General features: G+C 53.4%; 22 protein-coding genes. 7 read left to right on the top strand and 15 right to left on the bottom strand.

All coding sequences use genetic code 11. From position 1 onward, the window contains the following. The first annotated feature begins 54 nt into the window (after positions 1 to 54). Positions 55 to 849 carry a tryptophan synthase subunit alpha gene (trpA, locus tag RHJ02_RS07770; RefSeq protein ID WP_315863719.1) on the top strand — a complete coding sequence of 265 codons (795 nt, stop codon included), beginning with the start codon at positions 55 to 57 and terminating at the stop codon, positions 847 to 849. Here the strand turns inward: trpA and RHJ02_RS07765 are convergent. The 12 genes from RHJ02_RS07765 to RHJ02_RS07710 form a co-directional block, all read right to left on the bottom strand. Next, entirely contained in the window at positions 846 to 2,570 is a 1,725-nt protein-coding gene (locus RHJ02_RS07765; protein ID WP_225901529.1) for a ShlB/FhaC/HecB family hemolysin secretion/activation protein, read from the bottom strand. The two genes, trpA and RHJ02_RS07765, sit on opposite strands and share 4 nt — an antisense overlap. A 197-nt stretch (positions 2,571 to 2,767) precedes the next feature. Next, a complete protein-coding gene (gene nblS, locus RHJ02_RS07760; RefSeq protein ID WP_302676237.1) occupies positions 2,768 to 4,726 on the bottom strand; it encodes a two-component system sensor histidine kinase NblS in 1,959 nt (652 codons plus the stop codon). Positions 4,727 to 4,772: 46 nt separating this feature from the next. Next, positions 4,773 to 7,304, bottom strand: a complete 2,532-nt coding sequence (locus RHJ02_RS07755; RefSeq protein WP_310800094.1) for a mannose-1-phosphate guanyltransferase — start codon at positions 7,302 to 7,304, stop codon at positions 4,773 to 4,775. Positions 7,305 to 7,479: 175 nt separating this feature from the next. Further along, positions 7,480 to 8,991 carry a F0F1 ATP synthase subunit alpha gene (gene atpA, locus RHJ02_RS07750; protein ID WP_206199675.1) on the bottom strand — a complete coding sequence of 504 codons (1,512 nt, stop codon included), beginning with the start codon at positions 8,989 to 8,991 and terminating at the stop codon, positions 7,480 to 7,482. A 40-nt stretch (positions 8,992 to 9,031) separates the two neighbouring features. Continuing rightward, positions 9,032 to 9,589, bottom strand: a complete 558-nt coding sequence (gene atpH, locus RHJ02_RS07745; RefSeq protein WP_206199674.1) for an ATP synthase F1 subunit delta — start codon at positions 9,587 to 9,589, stop codon at positions 9,032 to 9,034. Beyond that, positions 9,586 to 10,116, bottom strand: a complete 531-nt coding sequence (locus tag RHJ02_RS07740; RefSeq protein WP_206199673.1) for a F0F1 ATP synthase subunit B — start codon at positions 10,114 to 10,116, stop codon at positions 9,586 to 9,588. Before RHJ02_RS07740 ends, atpH begins: the two co-directional genes overlap by 4 nt. Positions 10,117 to 10,127: 11 nt before the next feature. After that, entirely contained in the window at positions 10,128 to 10,544 is a 417-nt protein-coding gene (locus RHJ02_RS07735) for a F0F1 ATP synthase subunit B' (protein WP_206199672.1), read from the bottom strand. Between the two features lie 61 nt (positions 10,545 to 10,605). Next, positions 10,606 to 10,854 carry an ATP synthase F0 subunit C gene (gene atpE / locus RHJ02_RS07730; RefSeq protein WP_009767951.1) on the bottom strand — a complete coding sequence of 83 codons (249 nt, stop codon included), beginning with the start codon at positions 10,852 to 10,854 and terminating at the stop codon, positions 10,606 to 10,608. A gap of 73 nt (positions 10,855 to 10,927) precedes the next feature. After that, the gene (atpB, locus tag RHJ02_RS07725; RefSeq protein WP_149818298.1) at positions 10,928 to 11,686 is read right to left on the bottom strand and encodes a F0F1 ATP synthase subunit A; all 759 of its coding nucleotides are present in this window, start codon (positions 11,684 to 11,686) and stop codon (positions 10,928 to 10,930) included. Positions 11,687 to 11,727: 41 nt separating this feature from the next. Continuing rightward, the gene (locus RHJ02_RS07720) at positions 11,728 to 12,198 is read right to left on the bottom strand and encodes an ATP synthase subunit I (RefSeq protein WP_206199671.1); all 471 of its coding nucleotides are present in this window, start codon (positions 12,196 to 12,198) and stop codon (positions 11,728 to 11,730) included. 15 nt (positions 12,199 to 12,213) lie between these two features. Continuing rightward, positions 12,214 to 12,669 (bottom strand): Mini-ribonuclease 3, encoded by a 456-nt coding sequence (locus RHJ02_RS07715; protein ID WP_206199670.1) that lies wholly within the window; start codon positions 12,667 to 12,669, stop codon positions 12,214 to 12,216. Between the two features lie 54 nt (positions 12,670 to 12,723). Beyond that, on the bottom strand, positions 12,724 to 13,134 hold the full coding sequence (locus RHJ02_RS07710) for an STAS domain-containing protein (RefSeq protein WP_225901526.1): 411 nt from the start codon (positions 13,132 to 13,134) through the stop codon (positions 12,724 to 12,726). A 141-nt stretch (positions 13,135 to 13,275) separates the two neighbouring features. Between RHJ02_RS07710 and RHJ02_RS07705 the strand changes: the two genes are divergently transcribed. The 5 genes from RHJ02_RS07705 (at position 13,276) to hemB (ending at position 17,649) form a co-directional block, all read left to right on the top strand. Then, positions 13,276 to 13,593, top strand: coding sequence for a hypothetical protein (locus RHJ02_RS07705; RefSeq protein ID WP_206199669.1), 318 nt, complete (start codon positions 13,276 to 13,278; stop codon positions 13,591 to 13,593). A gap of 18 nt (positions 13,594 to 13,611) precedes the next feature. After that, the gene (locus RHJ02_RS07700; protein ID WP_315863702.1) at positions 13,612 to 15,057 is read left to right on the top strand and encodes a deoxyribodipyrimidine photo-lyase, 8-HDF type; all 1,446 of its coding nucleotides are present in this window, start codon (positions 13,612 to 13,614) and stop codon (positions 15,055 to 15,057) included. Positions 15,058 to 15,129: 72 nt separating this feature from the next. Then, complete coding sequence (gene map / locus RHJ02_RS07695) at positions 15,130 to 15,954, top strand: type I methionyl aminopeptidase (RefSeq protein WP_206199667.1); 825 nt, start codon at positions 15,130 to 15,132, stop codon at positions 15,952 to 15,954. Positions 15,955 to 15,959: 5 nt separating this feature from the next. Next, complete coding sequence (locus tag RHJ02_RS07690) at positions 15,960 to 16,508, top strand: NUDIX hydrolase (RefSeq protein ID WP_149818284.1); 549 nt, start codon at positions 15,960 to 15,962, stop codon at positions 16,506 to 16,508. A gap of 154 nt (positions 16,509 to 16,662) precedes the next feature. Then, a complete protein-coding gene (gene hemB / locus RHJ02_RS07685; RefSeq protein WP_149818282.1) occupies positions 16,663 to 17,649 on the top strand; it encodes a porphobilinogen synthase in 987 nt (328 codons plus the stop codon). On the opposite strand, the gene RHJ02_RS07680 is transcribed toward hemB, so the two are convergent. The 3 genes from RHJ02_RS07680 to RHJ02_RS07670 form a co-directional block, all read right to left on the bottom strand. Continuing rightward, positions 17,646 to 18,194 carry an NADPH-dependent FMN reductase gene (locus tag RHJ02_RS07680; protein WP_206199666.1) on the bottom strand — a complete coding sequence of 183 codons (549 nt, stop codon included), beginning with the start codon at positions 18,192 to 18,194 and terminating at the stop codon, positions 17,646 to 17,648. The genes hemB and RHJ02_RS07680 overlap by 4 nt on opposite strands. Positions 18,195 to 18,255: 61 nt before the next feature. Next, a complete protein-coding gene (locus tag RHJ02_RS07675) occupies positions 18,256 to 19,251 on the bottom strand; it encodes a hypothetical protein (RefSeq protein WP_310742850.1) in 996 nt (331 codons plus the stop codon). Positions 19,252 to 19,349: 98 nt separating this feature from the next. Beyond that, complete coding sequence (locus tag RHJ02_RS07670) at positions 19,350 to 19,931, bottom strand: PAP/fibrillin family protein (RefSeq protein WP_206199664.1); 582 nt, start codon at positions 19,929 to 19,931, stop codon at positions 19,350 to 19,352. Between the two features lie 105 nt (positions 19,932 to 20,036). On the opposite strand from RHJ02_RS07670, the gene RHJ02_RS07665 reads away from it, so the two are divergent. Next, a complete protein-coding gene (locus RHJ02_RS07665; RefSeq protein WP_206199663.1) occupies positions 20,037 to 21,176 on the top strand; it encodes a glycosyltransferase family 1 protein in 1,140 nt (379 codons plus the stop codon). Positions 21,177 to 21,273 lie beyond the last annotated feature (97 nt).

Raw genomic sequence — 21,273 nt, 5'->3', positions numbered from 1 at the left:
AGTATCTAATCTGGCACAATTATTATGCATCTTTGAGAGCGACTGCCTGTGACTGTGCCTACAATTTCTGAACGCTTTGAGCAATGTCGTGCCCGCCAACGCTGTGCCCTGATTCCCTTTTTGACCGCCGGTGACCCTGATTTAGAAACGACGGTTGCTGCCCTCAAGGCCTTAGATGCCCATGGTGCAGATCTGATTGAACTGGGAATGCCCTATTCCGATCCCTTGGCCGATGGTCCCGTGATTCAGGCAGCCGCTACCCGCGCCCTGCAACGGGGAACTCGCCTCGAAGCAGTCTTAGAAATGACAACGGACTTACACTGCCAACTGAGGGCACCACTCATTTTATTTACCTACTACAATCCCATCTACCATCGAGGGGTCTCTTCATTTCTGAAAGCCGTTGCCCAAGCCGGGATCAAGGGCTTAGTGATTCCGGATTTGCCCCTTGAGGAAGCAGAACCCGTTCTTGCAGAAACAGCGCATCTAGGCTTGGAATTGACACTACTGATTGCGCCCACCACATCGCCCGAACGGATGCAGGCGATCGCCACCGCCTCCCAAGGTTTTATCTACCTTGTCAGCACCACGGGCGTCACAGGGATGCGCCAAGAAATGGCCACTCGCGTTCAGGAACTATTGGGCACACTGCGGCAAATTACCCCCAAGCCCATTGGTGTCGGGTTTGGCATTGCCAGTCCAGAGCATGCCCGTCAAGTGCGCGATTGGGGCGCCGATGCTGCCATTGTCGGCAGTGCCTTTGTCAAACGGCTGGCAGAACCAGAGCAGGGAGTTGCCGCTGTCGCCGAGTTTTGTCAGTCACTCCGCACAGCCCTCGATACGCCCTAGGGACGCACCGTCAACGTAAAGTAAATGCCATCGGACTGCAAACTGCGGGTTTGACCGGGCAGATCAATCAATGGTGCCGCGTACTGGAACTGAATGTCTAAGTTGGGTGTTGGTTGCACCAAGAGTCCCATGCCTAAACCGGCAATCACATTGTTAGGCACTGCACCCGCAGGATTACGGCTATTGTTCCAGACCACCCCCAGATCAAACAGGGGCCCAATGGAAATAATTGGGCGACGATTGGCAGTGCGCAGTACGGGAAAACGGGCTTCCCCAGAGAACCGCAGGCCATTATCCCCAGAGAGGGCATTGGTTGAGTAACCCCGCACCGACAGGGGGCCACCAATGACAAATTGGTGAAAGGGGAGCAGGCTATTGGGACTCAGTTGCACATCCGTACGCAAAATCAAGAAGTTATCTGCCCAGAGGCGTTGCAGCCGCTGTCCCTGTCCCAGCCAGCTAAAGAAAGTACCATCAGGGGTTGGACTGGGGTTTTCGGTGGCGCCAAAGATCGGCAGGCCAAAGTTGAACTGCGAACGAAAGACCCATGCCCCTTGGGGATCACGGCGGATATATTCTTGGCTCACTTCCAGCACTCGGGTGGCACTATAGCCCGATGAATCAGAACCAATGGAAATGGGGGTTGGCACTCCCAAAACAAAAGTCTGTGCCGACTGCATCAGGAAGCCAATGCCAAAGGCTAGTTCCTCACGGATATTGCGAATCACCGGTTGGCGAAAACTGGCTTCGTAAATAGAAGACTCACTGCGAATATTCAAGCCAGCAAGGGCGGGGGGGCGGGTAATTTCGCTGTCTGCTTGTACGGTGCGAATGGTGAGTGTGCCATTCATGGCATTGAGGGGCAGACTGTAGCCAAACTCCACAGTGTTGGACGCTCCCCAGTCAAACGTGCCTAGGTTATTACCGATGGCGTAGGAACCGTAGACGCTATCGCCGCGACCACTGAGGTTGTTGTATCCCAAAAAGGCCGTGGCCCGATCCGGGGCGATCGCTGGCGGCGTATTGTTATCCAAACCAAAAGCAGCATTAAACCAGCGGGCAGGTACCACCCGTACCACCAAAATACTGTCCTGGGGCGTCGTGCCGGGTCGCAGACTGGCAGAAAGATTGGCAAAGAGAGGATCCGTTCGCAGCAGGCGCAACTGCTCTTCCAGACGATTGGAGTTAAGGGGCACGCCGGCACCGAGGGCAATACGACTGCGAATATAGCGTTGGATAATTCCTTTATTCCCTTCAATACGAATGTCCTCTAGGCGGCCTTCAAGCACTTGAATCGTGATTACCCCATCCCGTGCCACCTGCTCGCCTAAAACGGCGCGAGAGGTCAAATAGCCCCCCTCAAGATAGAGTTTTGTAATCGCATCGGCAGCGCCTTGTAGCTCCGCAAGCGTCACCTGACGCCCTTCCAAGGGCTTAATAATCGGATCAAATTCCGCAGGCCCAAAGATAGTACTGCCTTCAACAACAATTTTTTGTACAGGTATTAAAACATTTTCTGACTCGGGGGTTGGCCTAGGGGGTGAAGGGGGCGGTTCAAGAGCGGGTGGCGAAGGGGAGGGTAGAGGGGGTGGTTCCGGTAGGGGGGGCTGAATATCCTGTTGGGTGGGGGTGATAACTGGAATCGCTAAAGCAGGTAACACCGCTCCCGTACTGCCGAGAACAGAGAGAAGGGCAACGGGTGCAAATAAGTTTGTTTTCACGTCCTCAACCCCAATGCTTAGTTATTTGGTTTTAGATAGGGCAGCAAAATCAATACAAAAATTTGTCTCTTTTCCTGAGGGTCAAGCCCAAGGAACCATTGGCGTGAGGAGTTATTGATTCTTGCCTTCAGATTTTAGCCGATTATTTGTGGTTGTTGGCAACGATCGCCCCCATCAACACTGACTCCGAACCTGTTTCAAGCGGGGGGAAGTGCCGTTTCAGCAGTGCCATCAGGGTTATTAACGAGGGAGGATTCATCAATGGCCAAATCAAACCAAAAGGTACTGCCGACCCCCAATTCACTAATTAAATGAATTTGTGTATTGTGCTTGTGGATAATATCTTGGACAATGGCCAACCCCAGCCCTGTCCCCTCTAGGGTATGCACGCGATTCTCAACGCGGAAAAACCGTTCAAAGACGCGGGGTTGATCCTCTGGGGCAATGCCCATACCCGTGTCGGCGACTTCAATGCGCACCCGTTCCTGCTCTGGATCGCTGGGGGGATGCCAGACATAGGCACGAATGGTTACCCGTCCATTTTCGGGGGTAAACTTCAAAGCATTCCCCACCAAGTTAGTGAGGGCACCAATGAGTAGATCGTAGTTGCCCCAAACCGGTGGCAAGGGGTTTTCCACTTCGGCAGTGAGGGTAATGGACTTATTGGCAGCATTGAGTTGGTAGGTGCGCATGATCTGATCAATCACCTGCGCCATCTGTACCGAGCCAAATTGATAGGGGCGACCCGATTCGAGGCGAGAAATATCGAGGAAATCATTCACAAGGCGGGTCAGGCGATCGGTCTCGTGATTCGCGGTTTCCAGAAACTCCTGCTGCTCTTTTTCACTAAGACTGCTGCCGTACTCTTGAATGGTTTCGATGATCGATTTGATATTGAATAGAGGTGTGCGCAATTCGTGGGAAACATTGCTAATCAATTGCGCTTTGGCTTCGTTGAGTTCCACCTCGCGGGTGATGTCCTGAATCGTAATCGCAATGCCCTTGGGTTTTTCCCGTTGCACATCCATAACCGTTGTCAGCAAAATGCGTACCGATCGCGAGCTGGGTTCTTGGAGCGTGACGCGAAATTCTCCCCCTTCCGATTCGCCCTTGGAGGCTTTGTAGAGAGGACAGGTGAGTTTTTCACACACCGGCGCCGGAAAACAGTTCAGGGCATTTTGACCAATGACATTCATCCCCTCCCAATTAAAGAGACGTTGAGCCGTGGGGTTGACCAAAATAATCCGCATGTCAGTGTCCAACAGGATTGCCCCATCGGCAATGGTGGAAACCAAGGTATCCAGCTTGGCTTTTTCCGCTTGCAGTTCTTCAATGTTTTGCGCTTCGTAGGAAGCAAGCCGCTCTGCCATGTCATTAAAGCTAGCAATCAACTCCCCCAGTTCACCACCAAAGGGCAGGTTAATGCGTTGCTTAAAATTGCCGGCGGCAATGTTTTTCACCCCCTGTACCAACTCTTTGATGGGTTGGGTAATGGTGAGGGCATTGAAGACGCCCCCCAAGATCACCATGATCCAGAGGGAGACAAAGACGGCGATCGTGAGATCCCGCGTGAGATTGGCAGAGGCAATAAGCGTTTGGTTGGGATTAATGCCCAAAGCCACAACTCCTAGATTTTCACCATTAAATATCAACGGCACAAAGACATCGGCCACAAGGCCGTCGGGGGTTTGGTGTTGGCGCACAAGGGGTTCTTGGCTGGCACGGTAGGTGTCCGGCAGTTGAATACGGCGGCGCAGGGTCAGCGCACTTTCCACTTGGGGGGCAGAGTAGGGGAGGCCATAGTAAATTTCCCCATCGGGATCGGCATAAAGGATGTAGCGAATACTGGCACTGCGCTCGTAGAACTTACGGGAAAATTCGGCAACAGCGGCGGTATCCCCCTTGGCCACGAGGGGAGCCACATCGGCAGCTAAGAGCAACCCCAAATCGCGGCCATAGCGGGTGTCATTGAGGTGGGCATTGGTTTGAATGGTATTCACCGCCCAAAAGGTGAAACCACTCATGATGATCGAGACCACGAGGGTTGCTGTGGCCATGAGGCGGGTTTGAATCTTGAATTCTGACCACCAACGGGCAATGCCCCGCAATTTATCGCTCAAGTCCCCTTGGGTTTTCTCGGTTTTCAACACCACCATTGCGCCTAACGTACGAAAAATTTTCCCTGATTCTACGGGATTTTGCTCACATTTTTATTGTGGCATCTGAGAGGGGTTCCAAGCGGGCAAACTCTTCAATGCGGCGGCTATAGCGTTGCAACATCTGCTCACTCCAAGTGGCATCGGGACTATTGACGTAGAGGTGTACCAATGGCTCACTGGCATCGGGCAGAATCAGTACCCAGTGGTCAGTATTGGGTTCACCAATTTTGACGCCATCAATGAGACTTAAGTGATTGCGGGGATGGGTTTCCACCAAGTGGCGCATCAATGACCCTTTGGCAATCCAAGGACAGCGAATCGGGCGATGATAGTAGTGGACGCGGGGCAGTTCTTGGCGCATGACGGTGAGGGGTTTGCCAATCAGTGCCAGCAGTTCGATCAGGGTGGCGATCGTAAACATGGCATCAAATCCCGGATGCAGTTGTGGGAAAATAAATCCCGTTTCCGCAGAACCGCCGAGAACCACACCGCTGTGGTGTTGGCAGGCTTCCATGAGATCAGTGGGGTTGGTGCGACTGCGAATCACTTGTCCGCCCTGTTGGTGGGCGATCGCCTCCACCGCACTAGAAGTTGTGACCGGCACCACGACAGTGCCCCCCGGATGGGTCAAGAGGATCAAGTAGGTCATCAACGCTGTGAGTTCTTGATCACTGAACACCTGACCGGCATTGTCCACTAAGGTCAACCGTTCACCATTGGCGGAGACTTGCACCCCCAAACTGGCAGATAGCGCTGTCACCACCTGTCCCAGTTCCCGCAGGAGTCGCTGTCGCTCGAGAATATTGAGGGGGGTTGGGTGCAGGGTGGCATTGAGAACAACGGCATCACAGCCAAACTTACTGAGGATTTGTGGCAAGACAACCCCAGAAACGGCATAGGCATAGTCAATGACAATTTTGGCGGGGCTACCATAAAACAGTTGGGTATTTAGCCACTTTTCAAAGCCCTGGGCATAGGCGGCCACGCAGTTGTTGGGATGGGTCATGACACCGACATCCGTAAGTAGGGCGCGGCGAATATCTTCGCGGAAGTAGGCGGTTTCAATTTGCCGCTCTTTGGTTTTGCTCAGGTTGATGCCCTTATGGTCAAAAAACTCAATCAAGAGTTGATCGGCGCGATCGGGATGGGCACGCACATGAATTCCGCCGCTGACTGAAAGGGTTTGGGCAGCAAAGCGGGCAATCGGTAGGGCGATCGCCTCCAAATTGAGGACATGAATCCCCACCGACATCAAACCCGACATCAGAGCATGGGACACCATCCGCGACACATTGCGCTGATCTCGCGACACCAGCACACTAGTTCCGGGCTCAAGGATTGAAGCATAGGCGGCCGCCAGCCGCACAGCAAACTCCGGTGTAATGTCCACATTGGCCACACCGGCTACCCCCCGCTGGCCAAAGAGATAGCGTTGCCCCGTTGTGCCCCAGATCAGGCTTTCATTGACAATTGCACCCGCTTCAATGCGTTTGCCCGGCCAAAGCCGCACCCCCTGACTGAGGCTAGCTTCCTCCCCGACCACACAGCGACTGCCAATAATTACCCCTTCGTGCACCCTCACATGGCGATCGACATGGACATGGCGAGCCAAAATGCAGTGCTCTAATTCACTGTCATCCCCAATAAAACAGCCACTCCAAGCCACCACTGAGCGCAACCGACTGCCATTACCAACAATCACGTTATCTCCCAAGATCGTCCCTGCCCCAAGGGTGACCCCCGCACCAAAGCGGCAGTTATTGCCCAAGACTAGCGGCGCCTGTAGCTGAACTGTTTGCGGCAATGTAGTGTTGTGCCCTACCCAAATTTGCGGCTGAACTTCGTGCCCCTGAATTTCCAAGTGCACGCGGCCATAGAGGGCATCCTGTTGCACCTGTTGATAGGTTTGCAGACTGCCGACATCGCACCAGTAGGCATCGGTGATATAACCATACATCGGCACATCCGCCTGCAACAGCAACGGGAATAAATCCCGCGAAAAATCCCGCTCGATGCCGCTATTGAGATAGTCCATGACAGCAGGGTTGAGGATGTAGATGCCTGTATTCACCGTATCTGTAAAGACTTCCCCCGCTGAGGGCTTCTCGAGAAACCGCCGCACGCGACCATCGCTATCAGTAAAGACAATGCCAAACTCCTTCGGTTGAGGTACACGGGCAAGGATCAGGGTTACGGGAGCACCGTGCTGCTGGTGAAAACGTAGGGCATCGGTTAAATCGATATCGGTAATGCTATCGCCACTGACCACCAAAAAAGGATCCGTTAGCAAATTGGCAATGTTTTTGACTGAACCTGCTGTGCCAAGGGGCTGCTCTTCCTCAACGACATAGCTCAGGTGCACCCCAAACTCATTCCCATCGCCAAAATAGTCGCGCACGACATCGGGGAGATAGTGCAATGTCATGACCACATCATCAAGGCTATGGCGGCGTAGGAGATTGAGAATATGCTCAGCAATGGGACGATTGACCACCGGCACCATTGGCTTAGGTAGATCACAGGTGAGGGGACGCAACCGAGTACCACTTCCCCCGGCCATGAGGACGACACGCACTGTTTTCTCCTTTGTCAAACCTCGCCCTAGGATCCCAGTGTAGGAGAGGACGGCAGGCTCAGGGGGATGGCTTCAGGAAACTGCAATGATTTTTGACACTTGAGAGTAGCCTAGGCATAAAAAAACCTACCCTAGGTAGAGGGCAGGTTCAGAGCATGATATAACGCGATCGCGCCTAGGCAGTAAAGCCAGCTTTGTATTCGGCGATCGCCTCTTTCAGCAAGGCTTCAGCTTTTTCATCCAGTTTTTGGGTGGTGCGGATGATTTCGCCGTATTCGGGCTTGCTTGTGTGTAGGTAGTCCCGCAGACCGGCAACAAACTTGGCCACTGCCTCAACGGGGATGTCGTCAAGGTAGCCATTGGTACCGGCGTAAATGGTTGCCACTTGGTATTCCACCGGAATGGGTGAGTACTGGGGCTGCTTGAGAATTTCCCGCAGGCGTTGGCCTCGTGCCAGTTGGTTTTGGGTGGCTTTATCCAAGTCAGAGGCAAACTGGGCAAAGGCTTGCAGTTCATCAAATTGCGCCAATTCCAGCTTCAGTTTGCCAGCCACCTGCTTCATGGCTTTGATTTGAGCAGCAGAACCCACCCGTGACACGGAAATCCCCGCGTTGATGGCAGGACGCAAGCCAGCGTTGAAGAGGTCAGAGGAGAGGAAGATTTGACCGTCAGTAATGGAAATGACGTTGGTGGGAATGTAGGCAGACACGTCACCGGCTTGGGTTTCAACCACAGGAAGCGCCGTCATGCTGCCACCGCCGAGGGCATCGTTGAGTTTGGCGGCACGCTCCAGCAGGCGGGAGTGGAGATAAAACACATCCCCAGGGTAGGCTTCACGACCGGGAGGACGGCGCAGCAGCAGCGACATTTGCCGATAGGCTTGCGCTTGTTTGGAGAGGTCGTCATAGATGACGAGGGTGTGCTTGCCTTGGTACATGAAGTACTCAGCAATCGTGGCACCGGTGTAGGGGGCGAGATACTGCAAAGCGGCTGGATCACTGGCGTTAGCGGCAATCACAATCGTGTAATCGAGTGCACCCCGCTCCCGCAGCACGTTCACCACTTGAGCGACACTGGACGCTTTTTGACCAATGGCCACATAGACGCAAATCACATCTTGGCCTTTTTGGTTCAGAATTGTGTCAATGGCAACGGCCGTTTTTCCGGTCTGGCGATCGCCAATGATCAGTTCTCGCTGACCACGACCAATGGGAATCATGGCGTCAATAGCCGTAATCCCCGTTTGTAACGGCTCACACACCGATTTGCGCTGGACAATACCGGGTGCGGGGGATTCAATCAGGCGGGTTGCCGTTGTGTGGATCTCGCCTTTGCCGTCAATAGGGCGCACTAGGGCATCCACCACCCGACCAATCACTGCTTCACCCACAGGAACTGAAGCAATTCTACCGGTGGCTCGCACCGTACTGCCTTCTTCAATACCGAGGCCATCGCCCATCAGCACCACCCCCACGTTATCCTCTTCGAGGTTAAGGGCAATTCCCACGGTGCCGTCTTCAAATTCCACCAATTCTGAGGCCATCACTTTGTCGAGGCCATAGACACGGGCAATGCCATCGCCCACCTGCAAGACAGTACCGACATTATCGACTTTGATCGACTGTTCGTACTGCTCGATTTGCTGGCGAATAATGCTACTGATTTCGTCGGGTCGGATACTTACCATAGAAGTCGCTCTCAAGGGTTGAACAGTTTACAAAGGGACGTTAGGCGGCTTGCGCCAAGGTGAGACTGAGGCGGCGGAGCTGACCCCGCAGGCTGGCATCAAAAATTTGGGAGCCAACCTTAATCACCACACCACCAATTAGTTCGGGATCGCAGGCAGTAACCAGCTCCACATCGGCAGCACCGGTCATGGCTTTGACCTTTTCAACCACGGCACGGCGTTGATCGTCGTTGAGTTCGACGGCACTGGTGACTTCCGCCAAGATCACATTGCGGAGTTTGCGCACAAGGGCACGATACTGCTCACAAATAGAGCCAAGAAAGTTAATTCGCCGCCGATCCACGAGCAACATTAAGAAGTTGAGGAAGTAGCCATGCACCTTCTCCACGGTCAACTGCCGCAGCACGTTCTTTTTGGCCTCAGGCTTGATCAGGGGATTGGCGAGAAACTGTTGCAGTTCACTGGAGCTGGCAAGGAGTTCCAGAATTAACTGCGTGTCCTGCTGAAACTGATCAATGAGGTTGTGGGTTTGCGCCAACGACAGCAGCGCCTCGGCATAGGGTTCAACCAGTTCACCACGGACAGTGGTCTGCATCATTTGCCTCCTAGTAGGGCAATACTGCGATCAACAAGGGTACGCTGAAGGTCTGGATTTTGGCTCAAACGCGCTTTGAGTTGGTTTTCGGCCTCGGCAAGTGCCATAGCGGCAATCCGCTCACGAATTTCGGCGATCGCCCGCTCAGTGGCGGCACTCGTATCTTGGGAAGCGGTTTCCTTCAAGCGCTCAATTTCCCGCTTGGCTTGGGCAATGAGTTCTTCCTTTGCAGCCTTGGCACGGGCAAGGGCGTCTTCGCGAATGCGTTGTGCCTCCTGCTTGGCCTGAGCCAGTTTTTGCTGCTCTTCGGTAAGGCGGGCAGCGGCCACTTTCTGGCGTTCTTCGGCTTCCGCAATGGCTGTGGCAATTTGTTGCTGGCGATCGCCCAAGGTTTTGCCAAGTACGCCCCGCCCAAAATACACCAATACCCCAATAATGATGGCAAGGTTGATCACATTGGTTTCGAGCAAATTGGTGTTAATGCCAAAATGCCCCGCTTCTTCCGTTGCCAATAAAAATACTGCGTCCATGACCCACACTCCTAGGCCAGTAACTTCGCTAATAACTGTTCACTCAAGCTGGCAACTTGACCCTCAAGCGCTTGCAGTGTCGCCTGCTTTTGCTGATCAATCTCTGCTTGAATCTTGAGTAACTCTGCCTGCACGGCCTGCTGTGCTTCGGCAATTTCGGCGGTGGCAATTTTTTGTGCCTCGGCTCTGGCCTCTTCAATCAAGGCTTGGGCTTGGCGACGGGTACTGGCCAATTCCTGCTCATACTGCTGAGCCAGTTCAGTGGCCTGTTGCAACCGCTCCTTGGCCTGCTGCAAGTTGGTTCGGATATATTCATCCCGATTGTCCAGCGCCTGACCCAAGGGCTTGTACAGCAGCGCATTCAAAATGACGGTCAAGATTAAGAATTGCACAGCCATCAGGGGTAGGGTGGCATCAAAATCAAACATCAGCCTCTCCAGAATGGGGGATCGGGGGAAAGCTCATCCAAGCCTCCCCCACTGGGGTTAATTAGGATGCAAAGGGGTTGGCAAACAGGAGCACCAGCGCAATCACCAGACCGTAGATGGTCAGCGACTCCATGAATGCCAAGGTCAGCAGCAGTGTACCCCGAATTTTACCTTCCGCTTCCGGTTGCCGCGCAATCCCTTCCACGGCTTGACCAGAGGCATTCCCTTGACCAATCCCAGGCCCAAGCGATGCCAAACCAATTGCCAGAGCAGCAGCCAAAACAGAAGCAGAAGCGACTAACGGATCCATAGTTGATTTCCTCGAGACGTAGTAGGACGAAACAAAATTTCCAGAGATAACAATAGCAGGGTATGTACCCCTTTTAGGAGTGCGCCTCTTCGTGCTCGCCGCCATGTCCCTCCATGGCCTCCCCAATATAGGTGGCTGCAAGGGTGGCAAACACAAGGGCTTGAATGGCACTGGTAAAGAGTCCCAAGGCCATCACGGGCAAGGGCACAAACAAGGGCACCAGCAACACCAAGACCCCCACCACCAATTCATCCGCCAAGATGTTGCCAAAAAGACGGAAGCTCAGGGAAAGCGGTTTTGTAAAATCTTCCAAGATGGCAATGGGAAGTAAGACGGGCGTTGGCTCGATGTACTTGGTGAAATACTTCAGCCCCCGCTTGCGTAGCCCGGCGTAGAAATAGGCCAAGGAGACCAGCAAAGCCAAGGCCACGGTGGTATTGATGTCATTGGTGGGTGCTGCTAGCTCCCCTTCTGGCAGTTCGATGAGTTTCCACGGTACCAGTGCGCCTGACCAGTTACAAACAAAAATGAACAGGAACAGTGTCCCCACAAAGGGAACCCAAGCTCGGTACTCGTGCTCACCCATTTGGCTCTTGGTCAAATCGCGGATGAATTCCAGCGCGTATTCCATCAAGTTTTGAATACCACTGGGCACCCGTTGGATATTCCGCGAGGCGGCAAAGGCCGCCGCAATCAGAATGGCCATCACAAACCAAGTGGTGATGAAGACTTGACCGTGAACTTTTAGGTTGCCAATATGCCAGTAGAAATGGTGCCCCACCTCCAACTTGGCAAGGGGAAGAGCTGTCCAAAGGTGTATCAAAGGCATCATGCCTCCGCGCTCGGTTGTCTAAGCACTACAGTGAGCCAGCGTTAAGGGGACGGCAAAACCGTACGAAACATATAGACCAGAATGGCGGCTTTGTAGGTTAAGAACCCCAAGAACACTGGAATAATATGTAGCTCTTGCCAACGGGCTGCCAAAATAATCACAACCACGACGACAAGGAGCTGCGTTTTCCCCAGCTTTTTCTGGTCGTTTCCTAGGCGCTCCACACTGCGGGCGAGGAGCCGCAGATAAATTAGGCTCGCACTTGCCCCCAAAAGGTAATTCAACGCTGTGTTCAGGCCGTAAATCAGCCAAACCGCTCCAAAGGCGATCGCCATCAGCACGAAGCTTGTCGTGAATAATTCGCGACAGAGTTGATAAAACTCGGCCATCGAGCCGCCCTTCTTTGGGGAATTGGCAATGGTTGATGGCACAGAGGGTGCTGAAGCAGAATCGGGAACGGTCACAGCAGAATAGGGAGCATCCGAGGATGCCTTGAACTGGCCACTAAGCATCCTATCACGCAGTGGTTACATTTCATTACGGGATTCTGCTTCGTCGATATTGCTGTTCATTTCATTGCGAATGTGCCGCTCAAGTAGTTGAAAAATCTCCTGTAGGCGTTGCGGATTGGTGAGGTAGAGGTATCCCAGTAGGGCTTCAAAGCCAGTAGCTTGACGGTAAATTTTTGCGGCAACTCGCTTTGGGCCATCGGCAGCCGCATTGCGACCCTGACGAAAAATCGAGCGTTCGGTTTCGGTGCAATGCTGCCAGAGGAAGTCCATATAACGGGCTTGACTTTCGGCACGCACATGCGCCACCACTTGGCGGTGGTAGGTATTAATGCGTTGAGGGGGGGTTAGAAAAAGCCAGCGGATAAAGAGTTCATAAACGGCGTCGCCAACGTAGGCCAAAGCCGCCGGTGGCAGTTGATGGGCGGGAATTTTGGGGGGAACAAGGGGCAATAATCCAGCAGAGTCCAGCATGACGTTTCAGCTAAAAAGACCCCCCTTAGTTTTACTGCCACAGGAACAGAATGTTTAGGAATGGGTTTCGCCAGTAATTTGGGCGATCGCCGTCGCCAGATCCGGCTGAAGGGGCAAAAAGTTCTCTAAACGCACGAGTTTGACCGTTTGGGTGACGCGGGGATTGGTGACAATTTGCAGTTGACCCTGATGCTCTTGGGCTTTTTTGGCCAGTTGTACCAAAATGCCGAGGCCAGAGCTGTCAATAAACTCAATTTTTGAAAGGTCTAAGATGACGTTGGCAGGCCCATCGTCAAAACACTTACTAATGACCTTGCGAAAGGCCGACTCGGAGAACGCATCAATAAGACCCGTCAGGCGAAACACTTGATAGTTATCGCGAATCTCACGGGTACCCCTTAGGCTTTGGGTGAGGGCAAGTGGTTCAGAAATGAGAGCCTCCTTTGCCGATAACTGTACACACAAAACGATAGAAGACAAGTATAGATAAACGTGGCATCCTTGTCTATGACTTGATCGCTAACTCAACAAAAGTTTGGAAGTGCAGCAACCGCAGGAAGCTCTTTGCCAGAATCGCATCAGGTATCGCCCCTAGGAGTCGCCCCAATGAAATTCTCCAAACTCGTGATGAGCCTTCTCAGCAGTAGCGGTCTGGGATTGCTGAGTTTATCTATTTTCGCCCAAGAAACGCCAGCGGCGACTTATCCCCCAGAGGCGATCGCGGTCTTTATGCAGGAGTGTCAAACCAAATTTGCGGCGCAAGCGCCTCCCGGCTTTGGCGATCGCGGCGATCGCTATTGCACTTGCCTGATAAACCGCCTCCAAGAAAAAATGAGCTATGAGGAATTTCAGAAAATGACTGCCGACAATGAACCCCCGGAAGTTAAAGCCGCAATCAATGAATGTATTGGCGCTATTTTCTAGTGCGCCTAGGATGGACGGGTGATGAGCCTGCGCCTCTTTTGGCATCGTCGCGATCTGCGCCTGAGTGACAGTGTGGGGTTGGCGGCTGCCTACACCCAAACTCCCAAAGTGGTTGGCATTTTTTGTTTTGACCCGGCGATTCTCAGTGCCTCGGACATTGCGGCGGTGCGGGTGACATACCTCGTGGGTTGCCTACAGGCCTTGCAAGAAGCCTATCAGCGACTTGGGGGGAGCTTTTTAATTTTTCATGGTGACCCGCGTCAAATTCTGCCCCAAGTGGCCAGTGGCTTAGGGGCGGTGGCGGTGCATTGGCATGAGGATGTGGAACCCTACGGTCGCGATCGCGATCGCGCTGTGGCTGCTGCCCTCAAGGAAAAGGGAATTGCTGTGGAAACTGCTTGGGATCAACTCCTGCATCCCCCAGAGGCCGTACAAACAAAACAGGGGCAGCCCTACACCGTCTATTCCCCCTTTTGGCGCAACTGGTCAAGCCTAGCTAAACCAGAGCCTGTCCCCAGCCCCAGCCACCTCGAACCTCTGACAGAAGCTGAACAAGCGACAGCCACAGCCCTAGGGGCGATACCGCTGCCCACTGCCAAGGATTTGGGATTTCATTGGTCAGGAGAACTGATCCTTGCTCCCGGTGAAGCCGCCGCCCAAGCACAACTGGAGACATTTATTGGCCAGCACATTCAAGACTATGGTGAGCAGCGCAACTATCCAGCGCAACCTGGAACCTCCCTCTTAAGCCCTGCCCTCAAGTTCGGTGTCATTGGTATTCGTCGTGTCTGGGCAGCCAGTCAGGCCGCTATGGCCGCAGCCCGCAGTGAAGAGGCACAAACGAGTATTCGCACGTGGCAGCAGGAATTGGCGTGGCGGGAGTTTTATCAGCACGCCCTCTATTGGTTTCCCCACTTGGCGGAGCGTCCCCATCGTGAAGGATTTGCCACTTTTCCTTGGCTGAATCACGCAGAACACTTTGCGGCTTGGTGTGAGGGTCGCACCGGTTACCCAATTGTGGATGCCGCCATGCGCCAACTCAATGAAACGGGTTGGATGCATAACCGCTGCCGCATGATTGTGGCCAGTTTCCTCACCAAGGACTTGATCATCAATCCCCAATGGGGTGAGCGGTACTTTATGCAAAAACTGATTGATGGCGACTTGGCAGCCAATAATGGCGGTTGGCAGTGGAGTGCCTCTAGTGGGATGGATCCAAAGCCGCTGCGGATTTTTAACCCAGCCAGTCAAGCGCAAAAATTTGATCCTGAGGCGGAGTATATTCGCCGTTGGCTGCCGGAGTTGAAATCCCTAGACACGGCAGATTTGGTGACGGGAACTATTTCTCCCCTAGAGCGGCATCGCTGCGGTTATCCCTTGCCAATTGTGGATCACGGCCAGCAACAGCGGCGATTTAAGCAGCTCTATCAAGCGCATGTTCGTTCACCCATCCCTCAAGGATAAAATTGACATTCCCCTGATCAGCGCAACAGCGTTATCCTGAAAAAGAACGATTTTTGCGGTTGCATCGCGCCCATGAATATCCTTGGTAGTCTGCTCACTCCCCCCACCACCCCCATCCAAACCCGTCCCCGCCGTGGCATTGAAATTAAGTCCAAGCGAGAAATTGAGATTATGCGGCAGGCCTCGCGCATTGTGGCGACGGTGCTCAAGGAAATTTCCCAGATGATCGAGCCGGGCATGACGACGGCGGATCTCGATGCCTATGCCGAGAAACGCATCCGCGAAATGGGGGCAACACCGAGCTTCAAAGGCTATCAGGGCTTTCCGGCCTCCATTTGCGCTTGCATCAACAACGAGGTGGTTCATGGCATTCCCAGCCCCCGCAAAGTGATTCGCAATGGCGACATCGTTAAGATTGATACCGGTGCCTACTACAATGGCTTCCATGGCGACTCTTGCATTACGATTCCGGTGGGGGAAATCTCCGAGGAGGCGGCCAAGCTGGTAAAAGTGGCTGAAGAAGCCCTCTACCGCGGCATTGAGCAGGTCAAAGAAGGCAACTACCTCATGGATTTGGCGGGTGCTATTCAAGATTATGTCGAAGCCAATGGCTTTGTTGTGGTCGAGGACTTTACTGGCCACGGCGTGGGGCGCAATCTCCACGAAGAACCTTCGGTATTTAACTTCCGCACCAATGAACTTAAGAATGTGCGGCTACGGGCGGGGATGACCTTGGCCATTGAACCCATTGTGAATGCGGGGTCAAAACAGGTGCGGATTTTGCGCGATCGCTGGACAGCGGTTACGGTTGATAATTCCCTCTCTGCCCAATTTGAGCACACGGTCTTGGTCACCAAAACGGGCTACGAAATTCTCACCGATCGCACCCTTGTCTAACCCCTATGACGAAAATCCCCCCCGAAGTCCTCGAACGCCACTGCTTTTGCCGCAGTCGTAAGTTTACCTTTGAGGTCAATCAATATCGCTTGCCCCATGGGTCTGTCTCGATCTTGGGAACTGTGCGGCATCCAGGGGGGGCATTAGCTGTGCCGGTGACCCCAGAGGGCAACCTGATCCTTGTCAAACAATACCGCTTTGCCACTGAGGAATATCTGCTGGAGTTCCCAGCGGGCACCGTTGAGGATCACGAAAAGCCTTTTGCCACCATTGAGCGCGAGATTGAAGAGGAAACGGGCTACCGCGCCCACCATTGGCAAAAACTGGGAGAGTTTTACATTGCCCCCGGCTATTCTGATGAAGTGATCTACGCCTACTTGGCCACTGAGCTGGAAAAACTAGAGACACCCCCGCCTCAGGACACCGACGAGCACATTGAAATTGTGGAGTTTTCTCTAGCTGACTTGGCCGCTGCGATTCATAGTGGTCAAGTGAAAGATGCCAAGACCGTCACCAGTTTCTATCTGGCCTTGCCCTATCTGCAACCCGCTTGAACACTGAAGTTGTTCGTAAACGTTTGTAAGCATCCTGCACCGCCTACAGTCTTGATCCCTCAAGGTGAGATAATGCGGAAATAATCCAAAGGTTGTACGTGCTGATTCACAGCCGTTTGAACTGGGACATTACTGAGTTTTTGATTGTTGAATTATGGAGCTAACCCATCGGCCTCGCCGTTTACGCCGCACGGCTCAAATTCGTCGCTTGGTGCGCGAGCATACCCTAACCACAGGCGATTTGATCTATCCGGTCTTTGTCATGGAGGGGGAAGATCAGGTGCAGGAAGTCCCCTCAATGCCCGACTGCTATCGCTATACGCTGGATCGCCTGATTTTAGAGCTGAAGGAGGTCTATGCCTTGGGAATTGGGGCGATCGCGCTATTTCCCCTTGTGCCTGAGCACCTCAAGGACAATGCTGGCACCGAAAGCTACAATCCTGAGGGTCTTGTCCAGCGATCGGTACGTGCCATTAAGGCCGTCTTACCCGACCTGCTGATCTTTACCGATGTCGCCCTTGATCCCTACAGCAGCGAAGGCCACGATGGCATTGTCAAAGATGGCGAAATTCTCAATGACGAAACCGTAGAGGTGCTGGTGAAACAGGCAGTGAGTCAAGCGGCTGCCGGGGCTGATTTTGTTGCTCCGTCAGATATGATGGATGGCCGTGTCGGTGCCATTCGGGCGGGTCTAGATGCCGCAGGCTATACCCACGTGGGGATTCTCGCCTACTCTGCGAAATACGCCTCCGCCTACTATGGTCCTTTTCGCGATGCTTTAGATTCGGCACCGAAGTTTGGTGATAAAAAAACCTACCAAATGGATCCAGCCAATGTCCGCGAAGCAGTGCGGGAGGTCAGCTTGGATATTGAGGAGGGCGCCGATCTGGTGATGGTGAAACCTGCCCTTGCCTACATGGATGTCATTGCCCAACTCAAGCAGGTGAGCGATGTTCCTGTGGCCGCCTACAACGTTTCCGGGGAATATGCAATGGTGAAAGCCGCCGCCCGCAATGGCTGGATTGATGAGAAAAAAGTGGTGCTGGAAACCCTTCTTGGCTTTAAGCGGGCAGGTGCTGATGTCATTCTCACCTACCATGCCAAGCAGGTGGCGCAGTGGCTGCAAGAGGGATTGAATTAGGCGCTTGCTTCTCGTAGTTGACGGGTGGTCTGAATCCAACTGGCAATCATTTTGTCCACTCGCTCATCGAGCTTGGGATCCCTCAATTGCCCCTCGGGTGTGAAGGCTTGCCACGCCTGACCAATGGCCACCTGTTCTGGAATCACCCACGCATGTACCCAGCGCAAGATCACCCGCAGATCATTGAGGGCATTGCTGTTGGTTTGGCCACCGAGGACACTCATCATGGCGACCACTTTGCCGCTGAGGTGTTCAAAGCTGAGGAGATCAAGGGAGTTCTTGAGCACACCGCTAACGCTGCCGTGGTACTCCGGGGTCACCAGCAAAATACCATCGGCTTCCTTGACCTTGGTTTGAAAGATGGCGACATCGGGGTAGTCGGGGTAGCTCTCAGCACCGGTACAAAAGGGGAGCGTCATTTGCCGTAAATCCAGACGTTCAACGGTAACCCCTTGGGCGGCTGCTTTGGCAATGGCAACATCTAGGGCGCTTTGAGAGTAGGAGCCATCCCGCAGACTCCCTGCCCAACCAATGAATTTGACCATAAACAAACTCGTAATGACTATGGCTTATTATACAAAATTGAGATTTGTTCAAACATCCTCCCTAAGAAGGAACCTCACTCAGGGAAATGGATCCACCCGTGGCCATTTGGGCAATGACGCGTTGTAACTGCGCTAGCGATCGCTCGGCCTCGGTGTAGCGATCCTTCCAGTGTTGAACAGCGGTTTCCTGCTCCCGTGCCTGCTGTGCCTGATGGAGAATTTGCTCTTGGAGTTCGGCAATTTGGGCTTCTAGGTGTTGTAGGCGTTCCTGTTGTTGACTAGTGCGCGCCTCCAGCTCTTGGTTGTAGTGCTGGGTGGTCATATATTGCAGGCGCTGTTGCTGATACTCCCGCTCCAGTTCTTGGAGCTTGGTTTGGGTTTTTAGGAGGGTTTTACTCAGTCCCTGAATAACATTGTTTTTGCTGACCTCTGATCCTTGCGCCTGTTGCAGCGCAGTGATGATCCGTTCTTGGGTTTCAATTAAATGGTTGGCTTGGGTGAGGCGACGGTTGAGATCATCCAGTTGGGTTTGGCGATCGCTCAACTCTGAGCGGGCTTGTTCAAGGCGAGTTTGCAGCAGCGCTTTTTCCTCTTGGACTTGGCGCAGTTGGGATTCAAGGAGTTGATATTCCTGTTCCCGTTGCCGCAGGAGGCGATGGCTATTCACCAATTTAGCCTCGAGGGCATCTTGAGCCTTGAGGAGCCGATCCACCTCCTGATGCAGGTGCTCAATTTCCGTTTGCGATTGCTGAAGAATCGTTTCCAAGGATTGGCGATGGTGGCTCATTTCGGCCAACTCGTGGGCACAGGTGGCTTGGGAGCGCAATTGTTCTTGGAGGGCAAGGATTGCCTGTTGTTGAATCTGAGCCGTTTCTTCCGTACGCGCCAGTAAGTCTTCTAAAAATTCTTGATTGCGCAGTTGCTGCTTCAGCTCGTTGATATAGTGTTGGCATTGATCAATGGCCTGCTCCAACTGCCGGATGCGCTCTTGGCTACTGTCACTCCCTGAAACAGCAGGAGCCGCTAGGGAACCTGCAGCCAGAGGCTCAGAAGGCATCGGATTCCATGGAAAACTGAGTTGCTGGGGTAGCTGTACTTCCATTGCAGCAGGGGTCGAGCCACTGTTCCCTAGTTTAACGGTACAGGGAATTGTCCCTAAACCCGGCTTAAGACAAAGAGGCTCCCCTCATTACCGCGGGCAATTCGCAGGTCTTCATCCAAGTAGGTAATCTCCAGCCAGCCCTGTTGATCATTGCTGTTGAGGGGCACATCCAGAGCAATCAGGGGTTGACGGCTGTGGAGTTGGGGAATGAACTGGGAGGGAGAATAGTAATTGAGCCACTGACGCAGGCCAACAATCGAACGTTCAAAATACACTTGTACCCGCTGTTGGGTCAAGGGTTCAAAGCGCGCCAAGACACTGATAATCCCCTCTAGGAAGGGCAAGCCGTAGAGTTCAGCAATATTGTAGATGCGCTGCTGCTGCGGACGAATGCACTGATAAATTTGCCCCAGCTTGACAATTGGGGAGCGATCTAGAGCAAGCAGCGCCTGACTACTGGTGTAGATGAGTCGCCAATCCCCAGCAAGTTTTTCGAGGGCATTGAGGGGATCTGGGGTGGGATTCATGGTTTCAAGGGAAGCGGCAAGGGCGGCCACCTGTTTGCGATCGCGCGGTGTGGCTAGAATGCCTCGATTCAGGCCAGCGATCGCCATTAGTAACTCTGTCTTTGCCACAGTTCACCCCTCCTAGTACAAGCAACTTTTTTGCCCCTATGGGTTGCGTCAAGACCCCCCTAATTCGAGAATGGGAAAAATCCCCCTCCCATTCAGGTTAGCGAAATGCGGATCGCGCTATTTACCGAGACCTTTCTTCCCAAGATTGATGGCATTGTGACCCGTTTGTGTCAAACCGTCCGACATCTGCAACGGAATGGCCATCAGGTGTTGGTGGTGGCTCCCGAAGGCGGGCTAGACCATTATGAAGGTGCGCAGATCTACGGTGTCTCCGGTTTTCCCCTCCCATTGTATCCTGAACTCAAACTCGCCCTGCCGCGACCCGCCATTGGTCAAGCCCTAGAGGCCTTTGCACCCGATCTGATCCATGTAGCGAACCCAGCGGTCTTGGGGGTAGCGGGTCTGTACTATGCGCAGAAATTCCACTTGCCTTTGGTCGCTTCCTACCACACCCATTTGCCGCAATACCTGAAGTACTATGGCTTGGGGTTTCTTGAAGAGGTGCTCTGGTCGCTGCTGCGGTTGGCCCATAACCGTGCTCAACTCAACTTGTGTACCTCAACGGCAATGGTGGCAGAACTGAAAGCGCACGGCATTCGCCATCTGGATCTCTGGCAGCGGGGGGTAGATGTGGAGTTGTTTCATCCGCAGCGCCAAAGTCAAGAAATGCGTTACTTTCTCAGCCAAGGGCATCCAGAAGCCCCCCTATTGCTCTACGTTGGTCGCCTCTCCGCGGAAAAGGAAATTGAGCAGATTAAACCCATTCTGGAGCAGATTCCTCAGGCGCGACTGGCACTCGTGGGCAATGGTCCGCATCGGGAAGCCCTTGAACAGCACTTTGCCGGTACCCCCACGCATTTTGTGGGCTATCTGCGGGGTGAACGCTTGGCAGCAGCTTTTGCCTCGGCGGATGTCTTTGTCTTTCCCTCGCGCACGGAAACCCTTGGCTTGGTTCTTTTAGAAGCGATGGCCGCAGGCTGTCCTGTGGTGGCTGCCAACAGTGGGGGGATTCCGGATATTGTCACTGATGGGGTGAATGGGTTTTTGTTTGACCCAGCGGATTCTACAGGAGCGATTACGGCTTGTCAGCGCCTCTTTGACTCTCCGAGCGATCGCGAGACCCTACGCCAAAATGCCCGCCAAGAAGCTGAACGCTGGAGTTGGGCGGCGGCCACCCAGCAACTAGAGCAGTACTACCAGTCAGTTTTGCCAACCAAACATCAGGATACAGTTTTAACTTGCTAAATGCGGTAAATATTGCTGGCATAGCTAATTTCCTTTATAGGGGGCGATCACAGTCCCTAAGCCATGCAATACACTTGATGATCGCAAGTAAAGATTT

This window comes from Thermosynechococcus sp. TG215 (assembly GCF_031583455.1).
In the GTDB taxonomy this organism is placed as follows: domain Bacteria; phylum Cyanobacteriota; class Cyanobacteriia; order Thermosynechococcales; family Thermosynechococcaceae; genus Thermosynechococcus.
This window is presented reverse-complemented; position numbering and strand designations above follow the sequence as displayed.